This is a genomic window from Salinivibrio proteolyticus, from assembly GCF_027286365.1.
GTDB classification, from domain to species: domain Bacteria; phylum Pseudomonadota; class Gammaproteobacteria; order Enterobacterales; family Vibrionaceae; genus Salinivibrio; species Salinivibrio proteolyticus.
Genome location: NZ_CP114584.1, coordinates 1,801,530 through 1,818,902, shown reverse-complemented (window position 1 = coordinate 1,818,902; position 17,373 = coordinate 1,801,530). Strand labels below are relative to the sequence as shown.

Below are 17,373 nucleotides of genomic sequence, written 5' to 3'. Positions count from 1 at the left end.
GTCATGTCTGAATTTACACGTACGCCGTTGCCTTTGCCGCCTGACTTTGATCGCGACAACGACCAGTTACTGCTTCACTCTTGTTGTGCCCCTTGTTCGGGCGAGGTGATGGAAGCCATTGAAGCGAGTGGGATCCGTTACAGCATCTTTTTTTATAATCCCAACATACATCCTGCTAAAGAATACGAAATTCGCAAGCAGGAGAATATTCGTTTTGCAGAAGACCATGACGTGCCGTTTATCGATATGGATTACGACACCGATAACTGGTACGCCAGAGCAAAGGGGATGGAGTTTGAACCCGAGCGCGGAATACGCTGTACCATGTGCTTTGATATGCGGTTCGAGCGTACCGCGCTATATGCCGCCGAACATGGTTTCCGGTTTATCAGTAGTTCACTGGGTATCTCGCGCTGGAAGAACATGCAGCAAATTAATGATTGTGGCCATCGCGCAGCGGCTCCCTATCCAGATGTCCAATACTGGGATTACAACTGGCGCAAGCAAGGCGGTAGCCAGCGCATGATAGAAATCAGCAAGCGCGAGCGTTTTTACCAGCAGGAATACTGCGGGTGTATTTATTCGCTGAGGGATACAAATAAACACCGCCTAGCGCAAGGACGCGAGCGAATTAAGCTCGGCGTGCAATACTACGGCGACGATTAAAATTAAACGGCTGACAATAGCGAAAGGCGCCGTTTGGGCGCTTTTCACCATTGATGAAGAACACTCACCGCATTGCAATGTGTGCGCAAACTAACAGCTTGGTGATGCTTTTCCTTACAGGTTGGGCAGAACCTCCTAACATGTTAATAATTTGTACCGTGCGATAAAGGCCCCGTGACCGAACTGATTTCCCATCCCGAATGGCTACTGCTTGTGCTGGCTCCCGTGTTCTTCTTATGCATGTTGGGAGAGTACTGGGTGGCGCTGCGCCACGGAAAGCTGGGTGACAATGCCCGTTATTACGTGCCAGAAGTGCTTTGTAATTTTACCTTAGCGGGGTTGCATCAAGCTGCAGATTTACTGACTGGGTTGCTGATTGCCAAGGTGTATTTGTGGTGGTTTGGCTGGCGGCTGTTTGATATTGAGATGTCGGTAAGCCTGTTTTTATTACTGATGATCGCGCAGGATTTTTGTTATTACTGGTTTCATCGCGCTAGCCATCGTGTGCGCTGGATGTGGGCGGCGCATGTGGTGCACCACAGCTCAGAGCGGATGAACTTTAGTACCGCGTTTCGCCAAAGCTTAATGTACCCGCTGGCAGGGATGTGGCTGTTTTGGCTGCCGCTGGTGGTGATCGGATTTCCGCCGCAATGGGTGGTGTTTGTTGTACTGCTGAATTTAGGGTTACAGTTTTTTGTTCACACTCAATGGATAAAGACACTGGGGCCTGTGGAGTGGATTTTTAATACCCCGTCTCATCATCGCGTTCATCATGGCGTAAATCCTCAGTACATCGACAAAAACTACGCTGGCATTTTGATCATTTGGGACAAGTTATTTGGCACTTTCGAGCCGGAATCTGAGCCGGTGCGCTATGGGATCCCCAAGCCAGTGAACAGCTTTAACCCTCTGGTGGTGACTTTTGCAGAATGGAAACAAATGTGGCGAGACGCCACGCAGCCCAATCTGAGTTTTCGGCAACGATGGCAGTGCTTGTTTGCACCACCAGAACAAACACAAGGTCACACGACAGACGTGGAAGTATCACGTGAGAGGTAGCGGTTTTCCATCGTGTGGACAAGCTAACATATTCTAAGAAAATAACCCTTTATTCTCATAGGGTTATTTTTAGAACTCAGCTTGTCAGGAGCCCCGCATGACCGACGCTATGCATGCCATTGTTACCCATCCGCACTTAACCCCTTCGCAGAAAACGTTAGCGCTCGCTGCGCAAGCCGATGCGGCTTTACCCTATGTCCCTTGCAGCCGAGCGCTCGTGGCTGCGATGGAGCAGGGTGTGATCGGCGATATGTTTGAGGGTCACGCTCCCTTTAAGCCGCGTTATGTGTTGCCCGATTATGCCCGCTTTTTAAAACGTGGGTCGGAGTATTTGGCGTTAACGCCGGCAACCGATCTAGAGGACGCGCTGATGAAGCTCATGGTGCTTTACCATCATGTACCTTCGGTGACCAATATCCCGGTGTTTTTGGGCTACCTCGATCAACTCTTGCTGCCATATTGCGATGATGTGAGTGATGAACATTTGTATCAAGCGCTGAAGCGATTCTGGATCCAGCTTGACAGAACACTGCCAGACGCATTTATGCATGCCAATATTGGCCCAGATGATAATCGTGTTTGTCGCATGATTTTGCGCATCGACGCAGAACTGCAGCAAGTCGCCCCCAACCTGACCTTGATGGTGGACCCGTCTCGCACCCCACGCACCCTAGTTCGTCAGGCGACGGATAACATCATTGCCTGTAGCAAGCCACATATTGCTAACTGGCCGGTACATCAAGCCACATTTGGTGATGCAGAGGCTCACTCGCCCAATGTGGGGATTGTGAGTTGCTACAACGCGCTACCGATTGGAGGCGGCGCGAACACCTTGGTACGCCTTAACTTAAAAAAAGTCGCAGAAGAAGCAAATGATCTCTCGACATTGCTCTCGCACACCTTGCCGCATTACGGCGCATTGATGGTGGAGCTGATCGATGCACGCAGTCACTTCCTGCATCAAGAATCACACTTTTTTAATAGCTTTCTAGTGCAGGAAGGCTTGATTGATGAGAAAAAATTTGTACCCATGTTTGGCGTGTATGCGATGGCTGAAGCGGTCAATACCCTGATGGCACGCCAAGGCCTATGTGGCGAATATGGCCACGATGCAGCGGCGAATGAGATGGCACACGATATCACCAAAGCATTGAGTACGTTTGTAGCAGAGACGCCAGTGAAGTATGGCTGGCGTGGGCGAGCGTTGCTGCATGCGCAAGGTGGGTTATCCATTGACCAAGGGATCACTCCGGGGGTGCGGATTCGTTACGGTTATGAACCGGATCCTGTCACCCATTTACAGGCGCTTGCGCCGTTACACTCTTACTTTGAAGCGGGTGTGAGCGAGATCCTGACATTGGATGACACCATTAAAGGTAATCCTGATGCATTAACCGATTTATGTTTAGGGGCGCTGCAATCCGGGCTGCGTGAATTCACTGCGAATACAGATGGGACTGATCTTGTGCGTATCACCGGCTATATGGTGAAAAAGTCCGAGATTGCCCAGTTTAAACAATCGGGCTCTCGCACCAATACCACGGTATTGGGCGCAGAAGCTTCTGAGATGACGACAGTGACAGCGCGGCAGCCGAGAGTCGTGAGTGCAGAATTTCTCGCGGGCGCGCGTTGGACAGACACACATGAGCCATCCTAAGCAGGAGAAAATATTGGGGCCAGTGGCTCGGGTGGCGAGTGTGTTGCCCTATTCCTGTGTTGATGGTCCCGGTAATCGGATGGTGTTTTTTCTGCAAGGTTGCCAATTTCGTTGCCTAGGGTGCCACAACCCTGAAACCATTGAACGTGACAGTGCAAGCGCATTCGATATGTCTTTGGCCGAGGCGGTGACGGCGATTTATCAACAACGGCACTTTATTCGTGGCATTACAGTCAGTGGTGGTGAGGCCAGTCTGCAATGGCGCTTTGTCCGCGCGCTTTTTCATGCGGTCAAACAGCACCCTGAATTAGCCCACCTTACATGCTTAATCGACACTAATGGCGGTGTGTCATGTCAGCGTTGGCAGGCGTTGTCATCCTACATGGACGGTGCCACGGTGGATATGAAAGCATGGGGTGATGACACGCATCGGGCTTTGACCGGACATTCGTCTCGCCGTGTGCGTGACAGCCTAACTTGGCTCGCAAAGCAGGGAAAATTGCAGGAAGTGCGGCTGTTACTGATCCCCGGGTATACCGACTGGCAAGCTAATCTGTCGCCACTCTGTGCCTATTTATATGATTTGCAGCAAATGCAGTTGGCGCAGGGAAATGTGTTTTCCGTGCGTTTAAATGGCTTTCACCGCGCAGGTGTGACGGGTGATGCCAGTAATTGGCCAGAGGCAACACAAGCGCATCTCGATACCATGAAAACCGCCTTGCAAACGGCAGGACTGCAAACCGTGAACATGCCACCACCTGAATTACTGCCTGCAATGGGGGACCAGCGAGAAGTCTGAATCAGCGAGATAGCTAAACGTGTGTCGTCGTGTTCATTAAGCGAACTCCATGACGTGACAAGGCCTCCGGATGAAGCGGAGGCCTTATTGAGATAGTTCTGATCTGAGCTCGGGATCTTAAAAATGATAACTCATGGTCACTTGTGCATCCCACTGATTAGCGCTATCTACAATTGGCGAATCAGCAATGTCACTGCCCAAACGGGTGTATTGCGTACTTTGGCTGATATCCCAGTTTTCGCCCATTGGCATCACAAGCTTGTATCCTAAGTTGTAAGTAAAGCTGTTATCGCCTTTATAAGCCGAACGTTGCATGGTCGCTTCACTGTCTTTTACACCAAAATAATGATCAACATAATCATCACTTAGCCAGTTCACACCCGCGAATGGAACGAAGTCGATTTTACCAAAGTGTGTGATATGCATGTACTTCATGCCAGCGTTTAGACCGTCGTATTCGCCCGTGATGTCGTGTCCTACAAATGTAGAAAGAACACCACCCATACCGGTATTGATATCCACATTAAAACCGCCATTGATCCCTGCCTTACGATCTTTCATGCCTGCCAGGCTATCAGCGTCTTTGCTCTCGTAACCCTTTGATGCATGACCGATAAAAGCGTTGATATTCACACTGTCATCATTATTGCCGAAAAAACGGTAGTTAAGGCCATTTGTCAGATCAGCGTTGAAGTCTTCACCGCGATAGCCAAGGTTTAGGTTCAGATAGGTAGTGTCATCTTGGCTTTTGTAAAGATCACTTGTCGTGCTGATACCCACTTCAGCGACCGCTTGTCCTTCATGTGAGTAGATATTGCCGTTGCGGATATATGTGTCGCCCGCATAGGCTGCATTTGACGCGATCGCTGCGATAATAATAGCTAGTTTTTTCATGTGTTTTACCTTAAAAGTGTCTAACGCTCGGATTGGCAGTACTCTAAACGCAGCGATGCAATAAAAGTATCTTAAGTTGGTATGGAATTGTCTGGTGTTTGTAAACGAAATAATCAGTAGAAATTAGACTACAATTGAGGTAACCATAGGTAAGGTAATCACGTTGTTATGAATGAAAATGGAAGAAAAAATACATTTGTTTGTGGTTGAAGATGATCCGAAAATGCGCGAAATGCTGACAGACTACTTCGAGGCACAAAATTACACAGTAACGGCATTAGAGCAGGGTACGGGGGCGGCAGAACGCATTTTAGCGGATCAGCCTCATTTAGTCTTGCTGGATTTGATGCTGCCTGGCGATGATGGATTGACAATTTGTCGACAAATACGTAATGATTTTCACGGACTTATTATGATGTTAACCGCCAGTGATGACGACTTTGATCATGTCGCGGCACTGGAAATTGGCGCCGATGACTTTGTTAGTAAACCCATTAAACCAAGAGTACTGATGGCGCGAGTACGGATGTTATTGCGTCGTCAATCAGAAGTTATCCTGCCATCAACACCGTCAAGGCTGTTGCAATATGGTGGGCTTGTGCTTAATCAAGCGCGCCGACAGTGTCAGTTGGATGAACAAAGCATTACGTTAACGGAAAGTGAGTTTGACTTACTGTGGCAGCTCGCGTCACACCCCGATGCGGTTCAGTCTCGAGATACACTGACCAAAGCGCTACGGGGCATTGAATATGACGGTATCGACAGAACGGTAGACAATAAGATTGTTACACTGCGAAAAAAACTGATGGATGACGCGGCGAGCCCGCACCGTATTATCACGGTACGGGGGAAAGGTTACTTATTTGTTCCTGACACTTGGTAAGCTTGCTCTGACGTGACGACCCTTGTTTTAATCAACGCGTAGAGCGTAGGCGCATTTTCACCAAGGGTTTGTTTCCACGTCTCTGAGAGTTGGTCAAGTATGAGGCATAGCGCCAATCCCTTTTCGTAAGACATTCTTCGTTCGAGTAAATGGTGATTGTTACTGCTAATGATCCAATTAAAATAGTCATTAAATGAGAGAACAGTGTCATTTGCGGCAGGAACAAACATTTCATCATAGTGTAGAAGAAAGGGTTTGAGCTCTACGTATGTTGCTGTTCCTTCCATTGTTTCACTGTTCGTCTCCGCGACGAGTTGGGGCCATAGCTGATAGCGTTTTTCTCTAATCGCAACCCAGTCTCGTAGCGTGCTTTTTAATACGTTTTTGTCTGATAAATTGTCTAACGCTTGGTCAAGTAGCGTCATTTCGCGCGCGAGTAGCTGATAGTGTTCATGATTATGTGGGTATTGTGCGATAAATTCATTACCATTTTGATCATAATGCCATCTTTTTTGGTGATACAGGTGGAATGCTTCATGAGACATGAATTGTGAGAACTCTGCACCTTTATTGTCATTAATGAGGAAAGACCCTTCAGAATAATAAAACACTAATGCGTCTTTACCCTCAATCATTGTGTTTGTGAAGTTCGCAATAAATCGCCATAACAGCGTGCTTAGATCATACCAGCGTGTGCTGTAGAGGTTGCTAATGTTCTGGTATGGTGAGGTATCGACTTTTTTTAGCCAAACGCTATCGTAGTTGTCCGGTTTATTGACGATAAATATTGTGCTGTATATATTCCACTTTTTTTTACTCACCAATACTATAGGGTGATCCTGTAACACATACTGATTGTTCCATATGTCCTGAGGTGGAAAAGAAAATAATGCGTCTAATTCATTGAGCATAACGCGATCAACAAGCGTCATGTTTCGTTGGTTGTCAGGCGAATAAGTTGTTGATATAAAATAACAATATAAAACTATAACAAGTGTGGCAATGAGGGCTAATGTTCTGTTTAACATGACCGTATGACTAGTAGAACTAGACAGCCATGGTATGACTGCCTAGTGGAAGATTAAAAGTGATAGTTAAGGCCGAGATAGATTTGGTTTGACTTTTTGAAATCAAACTCGTCATCGTATTTGTTTTTATTGAGGCGTTGGTGTCTTAACCCTAACTCAACGTCTACATCTTCGTTTAAGTTAACACCTGCACCAATAAATGCGGCAGTCATTAGTCCAGATTTGGAGGTTTGACTTTTTTCGGTTTCGTAGCAATAGCTGCTATTACTGCATTCGGTTATCGCCTTATGCTTGAGCGTGTCTTTATAATGACCTACTTCCAATCCAGCAAAGCTATAAAGAGTAGCACTGATCGAATACTTATATTTTCCGCCTAGACCGAAGGTATCTATATGACGTTTGGTTTCTGAACGGTCTTTCAAGGACGTAAACGTAGAGCCTCCCAAATCATAAAAACCATACATGTCGATACTATGGCTGCCATGCTGATAAACGTTTTTCCCGATGTTGATCGATGTTGTTGACACTTCATCAAAGTCTGCACCTGACGGCGAGTCAGGATGACTGCTCCATCCTTCTGCTATGTCCCAATGCCTTATTTTCGGTGATTTGGCGTCTGTAAAAATAGTGTTGCCGTGTTTAAAACCAATAAAGTAACGATTTTCTTTATTTTCTTTTGCATTGACACTCATCGCAGAGGCTGATGACGTTAATGCTAAAATAACGAGCATTGAATGTGTTTTCATGATTTACACCCCTGATTGGTATAGGGCTGCAGGGTACTCAATATAAAGGGCGATGAATGTCACTTTTTTGTCTGTCTATGTCGACAAGTGGTCAATGGATGTCGCCATCAAGGTAATGCGCTGAAAAATAAGGTTCAGGATCGTGACAAACCACCGACAGAAGTCGATGCGCAGATGATTTAGTATCATGATATCGTCTGGTTCTGCATAAGCATTATCTGCATGAGCACTATCTGGACAAGCAGCAAGGGCTGTCTATTCATACTCATCATTCGCGTTTTAAGGTACGGGCATGCGCAGAATATATATTGAATTCTATGTGGGGTTAGTGGTTGTTTTTTTTATCACCATGACCTCTTTTTTTGTCTTTGAAGAGGGCGTGCTCGGTGATTATGACGCCATACTCGAACAAAGAAGAGCGGATGGCATTGTAGATATGCTCGATGCCATTGAAGCGACGTCTGGTACAGAGGCTGCCTTGCAGGTACTCCGAGGCTACGTTGACAAGGTCGAATTAGAGCTGGATGTGTACAACACGCACACCGTCCCGGCAACTGTTGCAACCTATTTTAACCAGCAAAGCCGTGACGCTGATGTCTTTTACGATGATGAAGACACGCTATGGCTCAAGCTATCGGATCATCAAACGTTTTACAGTATGCAAAATGCGCCAGATTCTGAGCTACATCAATCCGTTGCGTTTAATGAAGACTTGCTGGTTGTGTTTTTATTCGGCGGGTTTGCCATCTATAGCTTCTTTATGGTGTGGTTTTTAAGTCGTCGTGTCCGTGCGCTCGAGAAAACAGCACATCAGTTTGCAGACGGTAATCTTACCGCGCGTGCGTCCACGCGGAGCCACCAGCGTGTTGGGTCACTGAATCGCACCTTTAATCATATGGCCGATCGCATTGGTCATTTAGTTACGAGTAGCCGAGCATTAACCAATGCGGTGGCGCATGAATTGCGATCGCCGTTATTTCGAATTCAATGGCAAGCTGAATTGTTGGGAGAAAGCCAGTTAGATAGCAAGCAGCAAAAAAAAGTGGCGAGTATTATTGAAGATACTGATGAAATGACGTCACTGGTCGATGAGCTTCTGTATCTGGCCCGTGTTGATCATCCTAACACGCTATTTTCGCTGCAAACGCTCGATACGTCTGTGTGGATGAATGCACAATGGCCGCGTTGGCAAGCGCTGAGCACTAAGTCCGTAAGTTTGGATGCACCACAAGATTTGCCCAGTGTTAAGGCCGACCCTCACCTGCTCAAGCGAGTGATCACAAACTTAATCGGTAATGCGGAGAAGTATGCGACCAGTCAAATAGCCGTGCGTGTTTATTGTGAGGACACTCAGCTGGTGATCGCGGTACACGATGATGGTGAGGGGGTCGAATCGTCACACTGGCCGTTTATTTTTGATGCCTTTTACAGTGCGGATCGTTCCCGCGATAAAAAGCGTTCCGGCTATGGTTTAGGGCTTGCGATCGTTAAACAAATTGTCACTCGTCACGGCGGCCATGTTGAGGTTGACCATAGTGATTTAGGTGGGGCGTGCTTTCGGGTGATTTTTCCCTGTTAACATGGATGTGGCACTGCCAGTATAAAGTTGAGCGGGCGATATTCGTCGCCAACGGGTATTTCGCGTATAATACCGCTCACATCGACAACATCAGGGGCATCATGAAACATCGTAACTTTGTCTTGATTGGCATGGCTATTGTTGCTGTGGCTATCACCATTTTGATCTCGCGTCAGCAGCCCAAAGCTCCCCTTGTGCCCGATTTCCAATCGTTTGCCGCGGGGGCAGAGCGCAAGCAGGCGTTTTTTGATTACTTCACGCCCGTTGTCAATACGATTAATAGCCAAATACGGGCCGATCGTACCGCATTGTTGGCATGGCATGCGCGTAAAAATGTGTTAAGTAGCCGAGAAACAAAACGCGTCCAAGCGTTGGCGAATCAGTACGAGTTAGCAGACTTTGATGTTAGCCAGGAAGCGAATTGGATGGCGCTGATCCAACGAGTGGATATCATTCCGCCGTCGCTGGTGTTAGCGCAGGCAGCCAATGAGAGTGCGTGGGGCACCTCACGGTTTGCACGTGAAGGCAATAACTACTTTGGGCAGTGGTGTTTCAGCAAAGGCTGTGGTCTGGTGCCTAAGCAGCGAACGGAAGGCAAAACCCATGAAGTGGCTGCGTTTGAAGGGCCACAAGCCTCGGTACAAAGCTACGTCAACAACTTGAATACCCATGCCGCGTATCAAGGGCTACGCGAAATCCGCGCCAACCTGCGTGAGCAGAATAAACCGTTGTCAGGTGCAGCACTTGCCAATGGGTTGGTACGCTATTCAGAGCGAGGCCAAGCCTATGTGGACGAGTTACAAGCGATGATCCGCCACAACCAACTGGACATGCTCGACCAGCCATCCTCCTCATCCAATAACGACTAGGAAAGCCAATGATTACCCGTTTGCCTCGGTGGGTTGAAGCCGGGGCGTTTGTGTTAGCGCTGATCGCCGGTACCATCAATGCGATCGGTTTGTTGGGCTTTGAACATCAAGCCGTCTCCCACGTATCAGGCACCGCGACGCAGTTTGGCTCGGGGTTGTTTGCAGGCCAATGGACACAAGTTATCCAATTGGGTGGCTTATTGTTGGCTTTTTTCCTCGGTGCCGCGATTTCCGGATGCTTATTGCATGGCAGCACGCTTAAATTGGGCCGCCATTATGACTCGGCACTGTTTGTTGAAGCTGGGCTGATTATGGTGGCGTTTTATTTTCTGTCTCGCGGGTTTGCCATTGGTCAATTGGCAGCCTCGGCAGCATGCGGCTTGCAGAATGCGATGGCGACCACCTACAGCGGCGCGATCGTGCGATCAACCCACTTAACTGGCATCTTTACCGATTTAGGATTGATGCTAGGGGGGAAGCTGCGCGGCAATCCAGTGGATAAGCGCAAACTGATGCTCTTTTTACTGATCGCGTCTGGCTTTATCGTCGGCGGGGTAGTGGGCGCAGCGCTCTTTGCGCACTTCCATTTTGCTGCCCTGCTGTTTCCCGCAGGGTTATGTTTTGTGGTGGCTCTGTGTTATCGCGGGTATATGACACGCCAGCGTTTAGTGACCCGCACTAGCAGCAAGTAATTATACAACCTATTAACAATGCGCGTTTTCGCGCATTTTTTAAGGTATTTGTTGTGCATCGCATCGCATCGATTCGGATCTTTTCACCCACGCTTCACGGTGATTGTCGAGCCAACTCCTTGTGGCGGCGGTTTCCCGTGTCACCATTCGCGCGTCTTTTGGCGGCTAAAAGTTTGTCTTAAATCAAACAAGTGTGAGTTTGCGTTTCGAATTCGCGCATTATGTGATGATCTTACCGTCTTTGTGACACGGAAAATGCCACACTCCCGTTACGATACAGTAACAAGGAGGCCCCATGCCAAATAGCCAGTATATTGAAACGGATGTGGTCATCATCGGTGGGGGTGCAACCGGCACCGGCATCATGCGAGATTGCGCACTGCGTGGTATCTCATGCATTTTGCTCGAACGTGACGATATCGCGGCTGGGACATCGGGGCGCAACCATGGCTTGCTGCATTCTGGGGCTCGTTACGCGGTCACAGATACCGAATCGGCCCGTGAATGCATTCAAGAAAACACCATCCTTAAATCCGTTGCTCGCCACTGCGTGGAAGACACCAGCGGACTTTTTATCACCTTGCCGGAAGATGATTTAGCGTACCAAGACACCTTTATTGCCAGTTGCGATAAAGCCGGTATTCCGACCCGAAAACTGACACCACGTGAAGCGTTAGCGTTCGAACCCAACGCGAATCCAGCGATGATTGGCGCGGTACAGGTGCCAGATGGCATTATCGATCCGTTTCGCTTGTGTGCCGCGAATGTGTTGGACGGCAAAGAGCACGGCGCCAAGGTGTTTAACCATACCCGAGTGATGGGATTAATTCGTCAAGGGGCGACGGTGCAAGGCGTCCAGTGTTTGCATACCCTCACCGGCGAGCGTTTTGCCATTATGGCCAAGCAAGTGATCAATGCGGCAGGTATTTGGGGGCAGACAATCTGCGAGTATGCCGATCTGAATATCAAAATGTTCCCCGCCAAGGGCTCATTGCTGATCCTCGACTATCGGATTAACAACCGAGTGATCAACCGCTGTCGGAAACCGGCAGACGCTGACATCTTGGTGCCTGGTGACACCATTTCCTTAATCGGCACCACCTCTGAGCACATCGAGTACGATCAGATTGATAAACTCGCGGTGACGCCACAAGAAGTGGATGTGCTGATGCGCGAAGGGGCTAAACTCGCCCCCATCATGGCCAATACGCGCGTGTTGCGCGCCTACGCGGGTGTGCGGCCGTTGGTTTCGGTAGATGACGATGGCAGTGGACGTAATATCAGTCGTGGCATTGTGTTACTCGACCACCAAGCACGCGATGGGCTGGAAGGCTTGATCACTATCACTGGTGGTAAGCTCATGACCTATCGTTTGATGGCCGAGCAAGCCACAGACTTGGTAGCTGAAAAACTGGGTAACCGCAACCGTTGCCAAACTGCGACTCGTCCGCTACCGGGCTCTGAGCCTTCTAAAGGGATCCGTAAAGCCAGCGCCAGCTTGGTGAAACCTGTCTATCAATCCGCCTATTACCGTCATGGTGAGCGCGTTAGCCATTTTTTAGATGAAAGTGACGATAGCCAAGCGGTAATTTGCGAATGCGAAATGGTGACCAAGGGCGAGGTGAACTATGCCATTCAATCGCTGGATGTGAAAAATCTTACCGATCTGCGTCGGCGCACTCGTTTGGGTATGGGGCCTTGTCAGGGCGAGCTGTGCAGCTATCGTGCCGCTAGCTTATTTAGTGAACTGGCTGGGATAGATGGCCAAGCCAGTGCAGGGCTGCTGGTGGACTTTCTCGAAGAGCGCTGGAAAGGCGTGAAACCCATTTTTTGGGGGGATGCGCTACGCGAAGCCGAATTTAGCTATTGGATTTATCAAGGATTATTTGGCGCCGGTGAGGTGCCAACGCCGCCGAAGACACCACATAGTAGCGCTGAGATAAAGCGTGCTACATCGACATCAGCGGCTGATCAGGAGGTATCACAATGATCCACTACGATATCGCAGTGATTGGTGGCGGCATTGCCGGGTTTACTGCCGCATTGCGGTCACTGGAAGCGGGAAAGAAAACCGTGATGATTAGCGCCGGACAAAGTGCGCTGCATTTTTCGTCAGGCTCGATTGATGTATTGGGCCATTTCCCCAATGGCGAGCCGGTCAGTCAGCCTTTTGAAGCGATTCCGAAACTGGTGCGCCAGCACCCTGAGCATCCGTATGCCAAAGTCAGTGTAGATGAGATCACCCAGTCACTCGCTTGGTTCCAACACCAACTGAGTGCGCAAAAGGTGTGTCTGTATCATCAAGAAGATAATGCCAACCACGGCCGTATTACGCCTCTAGGCACCGTGCGCCCGACGTGGCTATCGCAAGGGCATGTGTATCAGCATCGCGGCCCGCGACGTTTCTCTGGTTTGTGTTTTGTCGCCATTGAAGGCTATCGCGATGCACAGCCGACCTTAGCGAAAGATACCATTACCGCCCAGCGTGATTTTGCATCCTGCCCAAGTCGCACTATTACTTTGTCGATTCCGGGTGCTGAACGATTACGCCGTAACCGCAACGAGCTACGCTCGGTGGATCTCTCCCGTTTATTGGCGGAACCTGAGGCCTTTGACAGCCTGTGCGAGCAGTTAATTGCGCAATCCGGCCCAGATGAGCTAGTGATTTTACCCGCCATCATTGCCGATGTGGCGGGTGAGCGAGGTATGGATGCGCTGAAACAGCGCACCGATCGCTGTTTTCACGAAGTGCCAACCATGCCGCCCTCGCTGCTGGGGATCCGTATTGAGCGTGCGTTACAGCGGGCCTTTGCTAGCGCGGGTGGGGTATTGCTGCGTGGCGATCAAGTGACCGGTGGCGAGTTTGACGACAACGGTCGCCTTACCGCCTTGCATACGCGTCAGCTCGAAGATATTCCCTTAACTGCAGACGCAGTGATCCTGGCCACGGGCAGCTACTTTAGCCGCGGTCTCAATGCCGACCGCACCCAGGTGAGCGAACCGACGTTGGGGTTAGATATGGTGCAAAGCCCTGATCGGAGCGAGTGGCGCAACGACGACTTTTTCAGTCAGCAAAGCCACCCCTTTATGGCGTTTGGCATTAACACCGACAACCAACTGCGGCCCACCGCACGCGGCAAACGTTGCCAAAACCTGTTTGTGTGTGGTGCGGTACTTAGTGGTTACGACCCCGTCTATGAGGGCTGTGGCGGTGGCGTCGCGATTGCAACCGGCTACGCCGCCGCGCAACGTGCGCTCGGTGTGATAGCGAATGCTAAGGAGGCGTCCCATGCTAACTGAATGGCTGAAACAGCGTGATTATAGCGACCATGCGCCGCAACCCACCAGTTTTGACCAATGCATTAAATGCACGGTCTGTACTGTGTATTGCCCGGTATCAAAAGCGAACCCAGCGTATCCTGGCCCCAAAGAGTGCGGCCCAGATGGTGAGCGCCTGCGGATCAAAAACCCTGAGTATTATGATGACCTGCTCAAGCTATGTACCAACTGCAAACGCTGTGAGACCGCCTGTCCTTCAGGGGTAAAAATTGGCGACATCATTGCGGTGGCACGCGGCAAACACGGCAAGAAAAACATCAATCCTAAGTTGATGCGTGATTACGTGCTGAGCCATACCGATTTGTTTGGCACGCTCGCTAATCCAGTGGCACCGTTGGTGAACGTGATGACGGATCTGAAACCGGTGAAAGCGGTGATGCATGCCACGATTGGGGTGGATAAACATAAATCCCTACCCAAGTATTCGTTTGGCACCTTTCGGCGTTGGATGAAAAGCCAAGCAGCGACACAAGCGGATTATCCCAAACAAGTCAGTTACTTTCATGGCTGCTATGTGAATTTTAACAACCCGCAGCTTGGTAAAGACTTAGTGAAAGTGATGAATGCGATGGGGTATGGCGTGCAATTGCTCGAGAAACATAAATGCTGTGGCGTGCCTCTAATTGCCAATGGCTTTTACGATAAAGCGCGCCGCAACGCGACCGCCAATACCGCGATGATTGCTGATGCAGTTGCCGAGCATCGCCCTGTAATAGCCACCTCCTCATCGTGTGCGCTGACGTTAAAAGAAGAGTACCCCCACGTACTGGGAGTGGATAACGCCCACGTGGCAGGGCAAATCAGCTTTGTGACCCGCTTTTTACTCAAAGCGGCCATGAATGGCGAGATGCCCAAGCTCAAGCCGATTAATAAGCGAGTGGTTTACCATACCCCTTGTCACTTGGAGCGCAGTGGTAATGCGATGTTTACCATTGAGCTGTTGCGTATGATCCCAGGCTTAGAGGTGATTGTGCTCGATAGCGAGTGTTGTGGCTTGGCAGGTACCTATGGGTTTAAAACCGAGAACTATCAAACCTCGATTGCCATCGGTAGTGGCTTGTTTGCTCAGATTGAAGCCGCGCAGGCGGACTTTGCGATCACCGACTGTGAAACCTGTAAATGGCAAATTGAAGAAAACACATCGCTGGAAGCTTTGCATCCGGTGAGTGTGCTAGCGATGGCGGTTGGAGAGCCAGTAGCGTCGTAATATTCGTCGCAAAGAAAAACGCCACCCAATGCGGTGGCGTTTTTGTTGCGTGCCCAGTGTCATTTACTGCTTAGCTTGCGATGTGTTCGATGTAGTCGATTTGCCCATCGACTCTTCAAGCAAGGATTTCAGCACACTGATTGTCATGAGGATCAGAAGGATACTGATAGGCAATGCGGTGACCATATTGGCCGTTTGCAGTGCCTTCAATCCGCCTGCGACCAACAGCACGGCGGCAACCGCCCCGATCATCGACCCCCAAAAAATACGGAAACGCTTCGGTGGGTGCTCATTGCCCATTGAAAGGATCGTGGTAAGCACCAGCGTGCTAGAGTCGGACGAGGTGATAAACCAGCTAAACAGCAAGAAAATCATCATGGCATTGAGGATCCATCCCGTGATGCCACCGCCGGTGATCCCATCGGCACTGGCAAAGAGTGCAGCGGGTAAGTCCCAGCTATTCACCAAATCAATGATCCCTGCGCTACCAATCCCAGTGTCAGCGACAAGCTCTTGATGTAGGGCATTACCACCAAAGATAGCGAGCCAAGCAAAAATCATCAGTGTCGGCGCGCACAGCACACCAAAGATAAATTCGCGTAGGGTACGACCGCGTGAAATACGCGCAATAAACAGGCCAATAAAGGGCGCCCACGCAATCCACCATCCCCAGTAGAAAATGGTCCACGCATTTTGCCATGCCGAGGGTCCTTGCTCATCAGGGAACCACAGCCCCATTGGCATAAAGTTCACCAAGTAGTCACCCAGCGAGACGCCAAAAATCTGAATCAGCCAAGCTGTCGGGCCACCAAACAGGAAGTAGGCGATCACAAGGGCAGAAACAATAATGTTCCACTCAGAGATAATCCGAATCCCTTTACCCACGCCAGATAGCGCAGACATAATGGAAGCCACAGAGATCAGCGCAATGAGTATCACCTGAGTGACCACACCGGGATCAATCCCAAATAAACGATCCAGCCCCACGGCAATTTGGCTGACGCCTAACCCCAGTGAGGTCGCAACCCCAAATACACAACCCAGTACGCCAAGAATATCGATGGCATGCCCCATCGGGCCATAAATACGCTCACCAATGAGTGGATAGACGGTCGAACGTAGGGCCAGAGGCAGTTTCTTACGAAACGAAAAATAGGCCAACGCAAGCCCGACAATTACATACACCGCCCAGCCATGAAAGCCCCAATGGAAATAGGTGACTCGCAACGCATCGGCGGCACGATCAAAGCCCATGGTGGTTGCCCCAGCCATATCGGCATACGGGTTGTTGGGGTAGCCGAACGCACCACTTGTATCAAAGTAGAACGTGGGTTCGGCTACCCCAAAAAACAGTACGCCAATTCCAACACCGGCGGAAAAAAGCATGGCTAACCAAGAAAACGTGCTGAACTCGGGGCGATCGTCGTCATCTCCCAGACGGATGCTGCCTAAGCGCGTGACGGCAATGATCAAACTAGTAGTGAGAAGCAGCACCAGCACCATCATGTAGTACCAACCAAAGGTGGACTCGACCCAGCCTCGAGCAGTCGCAAAAATCGTGGCAGCAAGATCGGTGTTAAAGCCTGTAAACAGAACGAAGGCGAAAACCAGAAGGGTAGCGGCGATCATCATATTTTTGTGAACGCCTTTGAAAAGGCCGCTTTGGGTTACGCGGTTTTCAAATGGGTGATAAGTCGGGCGCATTGATTCGGCGCCGGGTGTACTTCGTGTACGTTGCGTTGACATGAATAACTCCTCTTTCAAACGCGAAAAATTAGGGTAGCGGTAAGCGCTAATGGTGCTCCTTAAACAAGCGGAAAAATTGACGAACTATCGGCTCGCCGCATGGCTGCTGTCGGCAAAAATTGGCAGCCTGTGAAAACGAATTCGGGCAGCAATGTACTCAATATTCGCTATATTTGCAAAAAACTGAGGGATAAATCACAGCTAAAAGT

15 protein-coding genes are annotated in these 17,373 nt (G+C 49.6%); 11 read left to right on the top strand and 4 right to left on the bottom strand.

Features of this window, described 5'->3' with window-relative positions; translation table 11 throughout:
* Positions 1-3 precede the first annotated feature (3 nt).
* The 4 genes from N7E60_RS08630 to N7E60_RS08615 all read left to right on the top strand — a co-directional run bounded on the left by N7E60_RS08630 (position 4) and on the right by N7E60_RS08615 (position 4,181).
* Positions 4-666 (top strand): epoxyqueuosine reductase QueH, encoded by a 663-nt coding sequence (locus N7E60_RS08630; protein WP_077639940.1) that lies wholly within the window; start codon positions 4-6, stop codon positions 664-666.
* Between the two features lie 174 nt (positions 667-840).
* Positions 841-1,725: a sterol desaturase family protein gene (locus tag N7E60_RS08625; protein ID WP_269597188.1), complete on the top strand. Its 885-nt coding sequence runs from the start codon at positions 841-843 to the stop codon at positions 1,723-1,725.
* Positions 1,726-1,822: 97 nt separating this feature from the next.
* Positions 1,823-3,382 (top strand): YjjI family glycine radical enzyme, encoded by a 1,560-nt coding sequence (locus N7E60_RS08620; RefSeq protein WP_269597187.1) that lies wholly within the window; start codon positions 1,823-1,825, stop codon positions 3,380-3,382.
* Positions 3,369-4,181, top strand: coding sequence for a 4Fe-4S cluster-binding domain-containing protein (locus tag N7E60_RS08615; RefSeq protein ID WP_269597185.1), 813 nt, complete (start codon positions 3,369-3,371; stop codon positions 4,179-4,181). Before N7E60_RS08620 ends, N7E60_RS08615 begins: the two co-directional genes overlap by 14 nt.
* Before the next feature lie 117 nt (positions 4,182-4,298).
* Here N7E60_RS08615 and N7E60_RS08610 read toward each other — a convergent pair whose 3' ends face one another.
* A complete protein-coding gene (locus tag N7E60_RS08610; protein ID WP_269597183.1) occupies positions 4,299-5,075 on the bottom strand; it encodes a MipA/OmpV family protein in 777 nt (258 codons plus the stop codon).
* Positions 5,076-5,253: 178 nt separating this feature from the next.
* On the opposite strand from N7E60_RS08610, the gene N7E60_RS08605 reads away from it, so the two are divergent.
* On the top strand, positions 5,254-5,958 hold the full coding sequence (locus N7E60_RS08605; RefSeq protein WP_269597182.1) for a response regulator: 705 nt from the start codon (positions 5,254-5,256) through the stop codon (positions 5,956-5,958).
* Here N7E60_RS08605 and N7E60_RS08600 read toward each other — a convergent pair.
* Together N7E60_RS08600 and N7E60_RS08595 are read right to left on the bottom strand one after the other, a co-directional pair.
* A complete protein-coding gene (locus tag N7E60_RS08600; protein ID WP_269597181.1) occupies positions 5,931-6,890 on the bottom strand; it encodes a hypothetical protein in 960 nt (319 codons plus the stop codon). The two genes, N7E60_RS08605 and N7E60_RS08600, sit on opposite strands and share 28 nt — an antisense overlap.
* 149 nt (positions 6,891-7,039) lie before the next feature.
* A complete protein-coding gene (locus N7E60_RS08595) occupies positions 7,040-7,732 on the bottom strand; it encodes an outer membrane protein (RefSeq protein ID WP_077461239.1) in 693 nt (230 codons plus the stop codon).
* Positions 7,733-8,024: 292 nt separating this feature from the next.
* On the opposite strand from N7E60_RS08595, the gene N7E60_RS08590 reads away from it, so the two are divergent.
* The 6 genes from N7E60_RS08590 (at position 8,025) to glpC (ending at position 15,418) form a co-directional block, all read left to right on the top strand.
* Positions 8,025-9,311: an ATP-binding protein gene (locus tag N7E60_RS08590; RefSeq protein ID WP_269597180.1), complete on the top strand. Its 1,287-nt coding sequence runs from the start codon at positions 8,025-8,027 to the stop codon at positions 9,309-9,311.
* Between the two features lie 101 nt (positions 9,312-9,412).
* The gene (locus N7E60_RS08585) at positions 9,413-10,180 is read left to right on the top strand and encodes a glucosaminidase domain-containing protein (RefSeq protein ID WP_269597179.1); all 768 of its coding nucleotides are present in this window, start codon (positions 9,413-9,415) and stop codon (positions 10,178-10,180) included.
* A gap of 8 nt (positions 10,181-10,188) precedes the next feature.
* Positions 10,189-10,872: a YoaK family protein gene (locus N7E60_RS08580; protein WP_167314565.1), complete on the top strand. Its 684-nt coding sequence runs from the start codon at positions 10,189-10,191 to the stop codon at positions 10,870-10,872.
* A 295-nt stretch (positions 10,873-11,167) separates the two neighbouring features.
* Positions 11,168-12,862, top strand: a complete 1,695-nt coding sequence (gene glpA / locus N7E60_RS08575; protein ID WP_077607420.1) for an anaerobic glycerol-3-phosphate dehydrogenase subunit A — start codon at positions 11,168-11,170, stop codon at positions 12,860-12,862.
* Positions 12,859-14,172, top strand: a complete 1,314-nt coding sequence (gene glpB / locus N7E60_RS08570) for a glycerol-3-phosphate dehydrogenase subunit GlpB (protein ID WP_269597178.1) — start codon at positions 12,859-12,861, stop codon at positions 14,170-14,172. Before glpA ends, glpB begins: the two co-directional genes overlap by 4 nt.
* The gene (gene glpC / locus N7E60_RS08565; protein WP_269597177.1) at positions 14,162-15,418 is read left to right on the top strand and encodes an anaerobic glycerol-3-phosphate dehydrogenase subunit GlpC; all 1,257 of its coding nucleotides are present in this window, start codon (positions 14,162-14,164) and stop codon (positions 15,416-15,418) included. Before glpB ends, glpC begins: the two co-directional genes overlap by 11 nt.
* A 63-nt stretch (positions 15,419-15,481) precedes the next feature.
* Here the strand turns inward: glpC and N7E60_RS08560 are convergent, their stop codons facing one another.
* Positions 15,482-17,164, bottom strand: a complete 1,683-nt coding sequence (locus N7E60_RS08560) for a BCCT family transporter (protein ID WP_269597176.1) — start codon at positions 17,162-17,164, stop codon at positions 15,482-15,484.
* Positions 17,165-17,373: the final 209 nt, after the last annotated feature.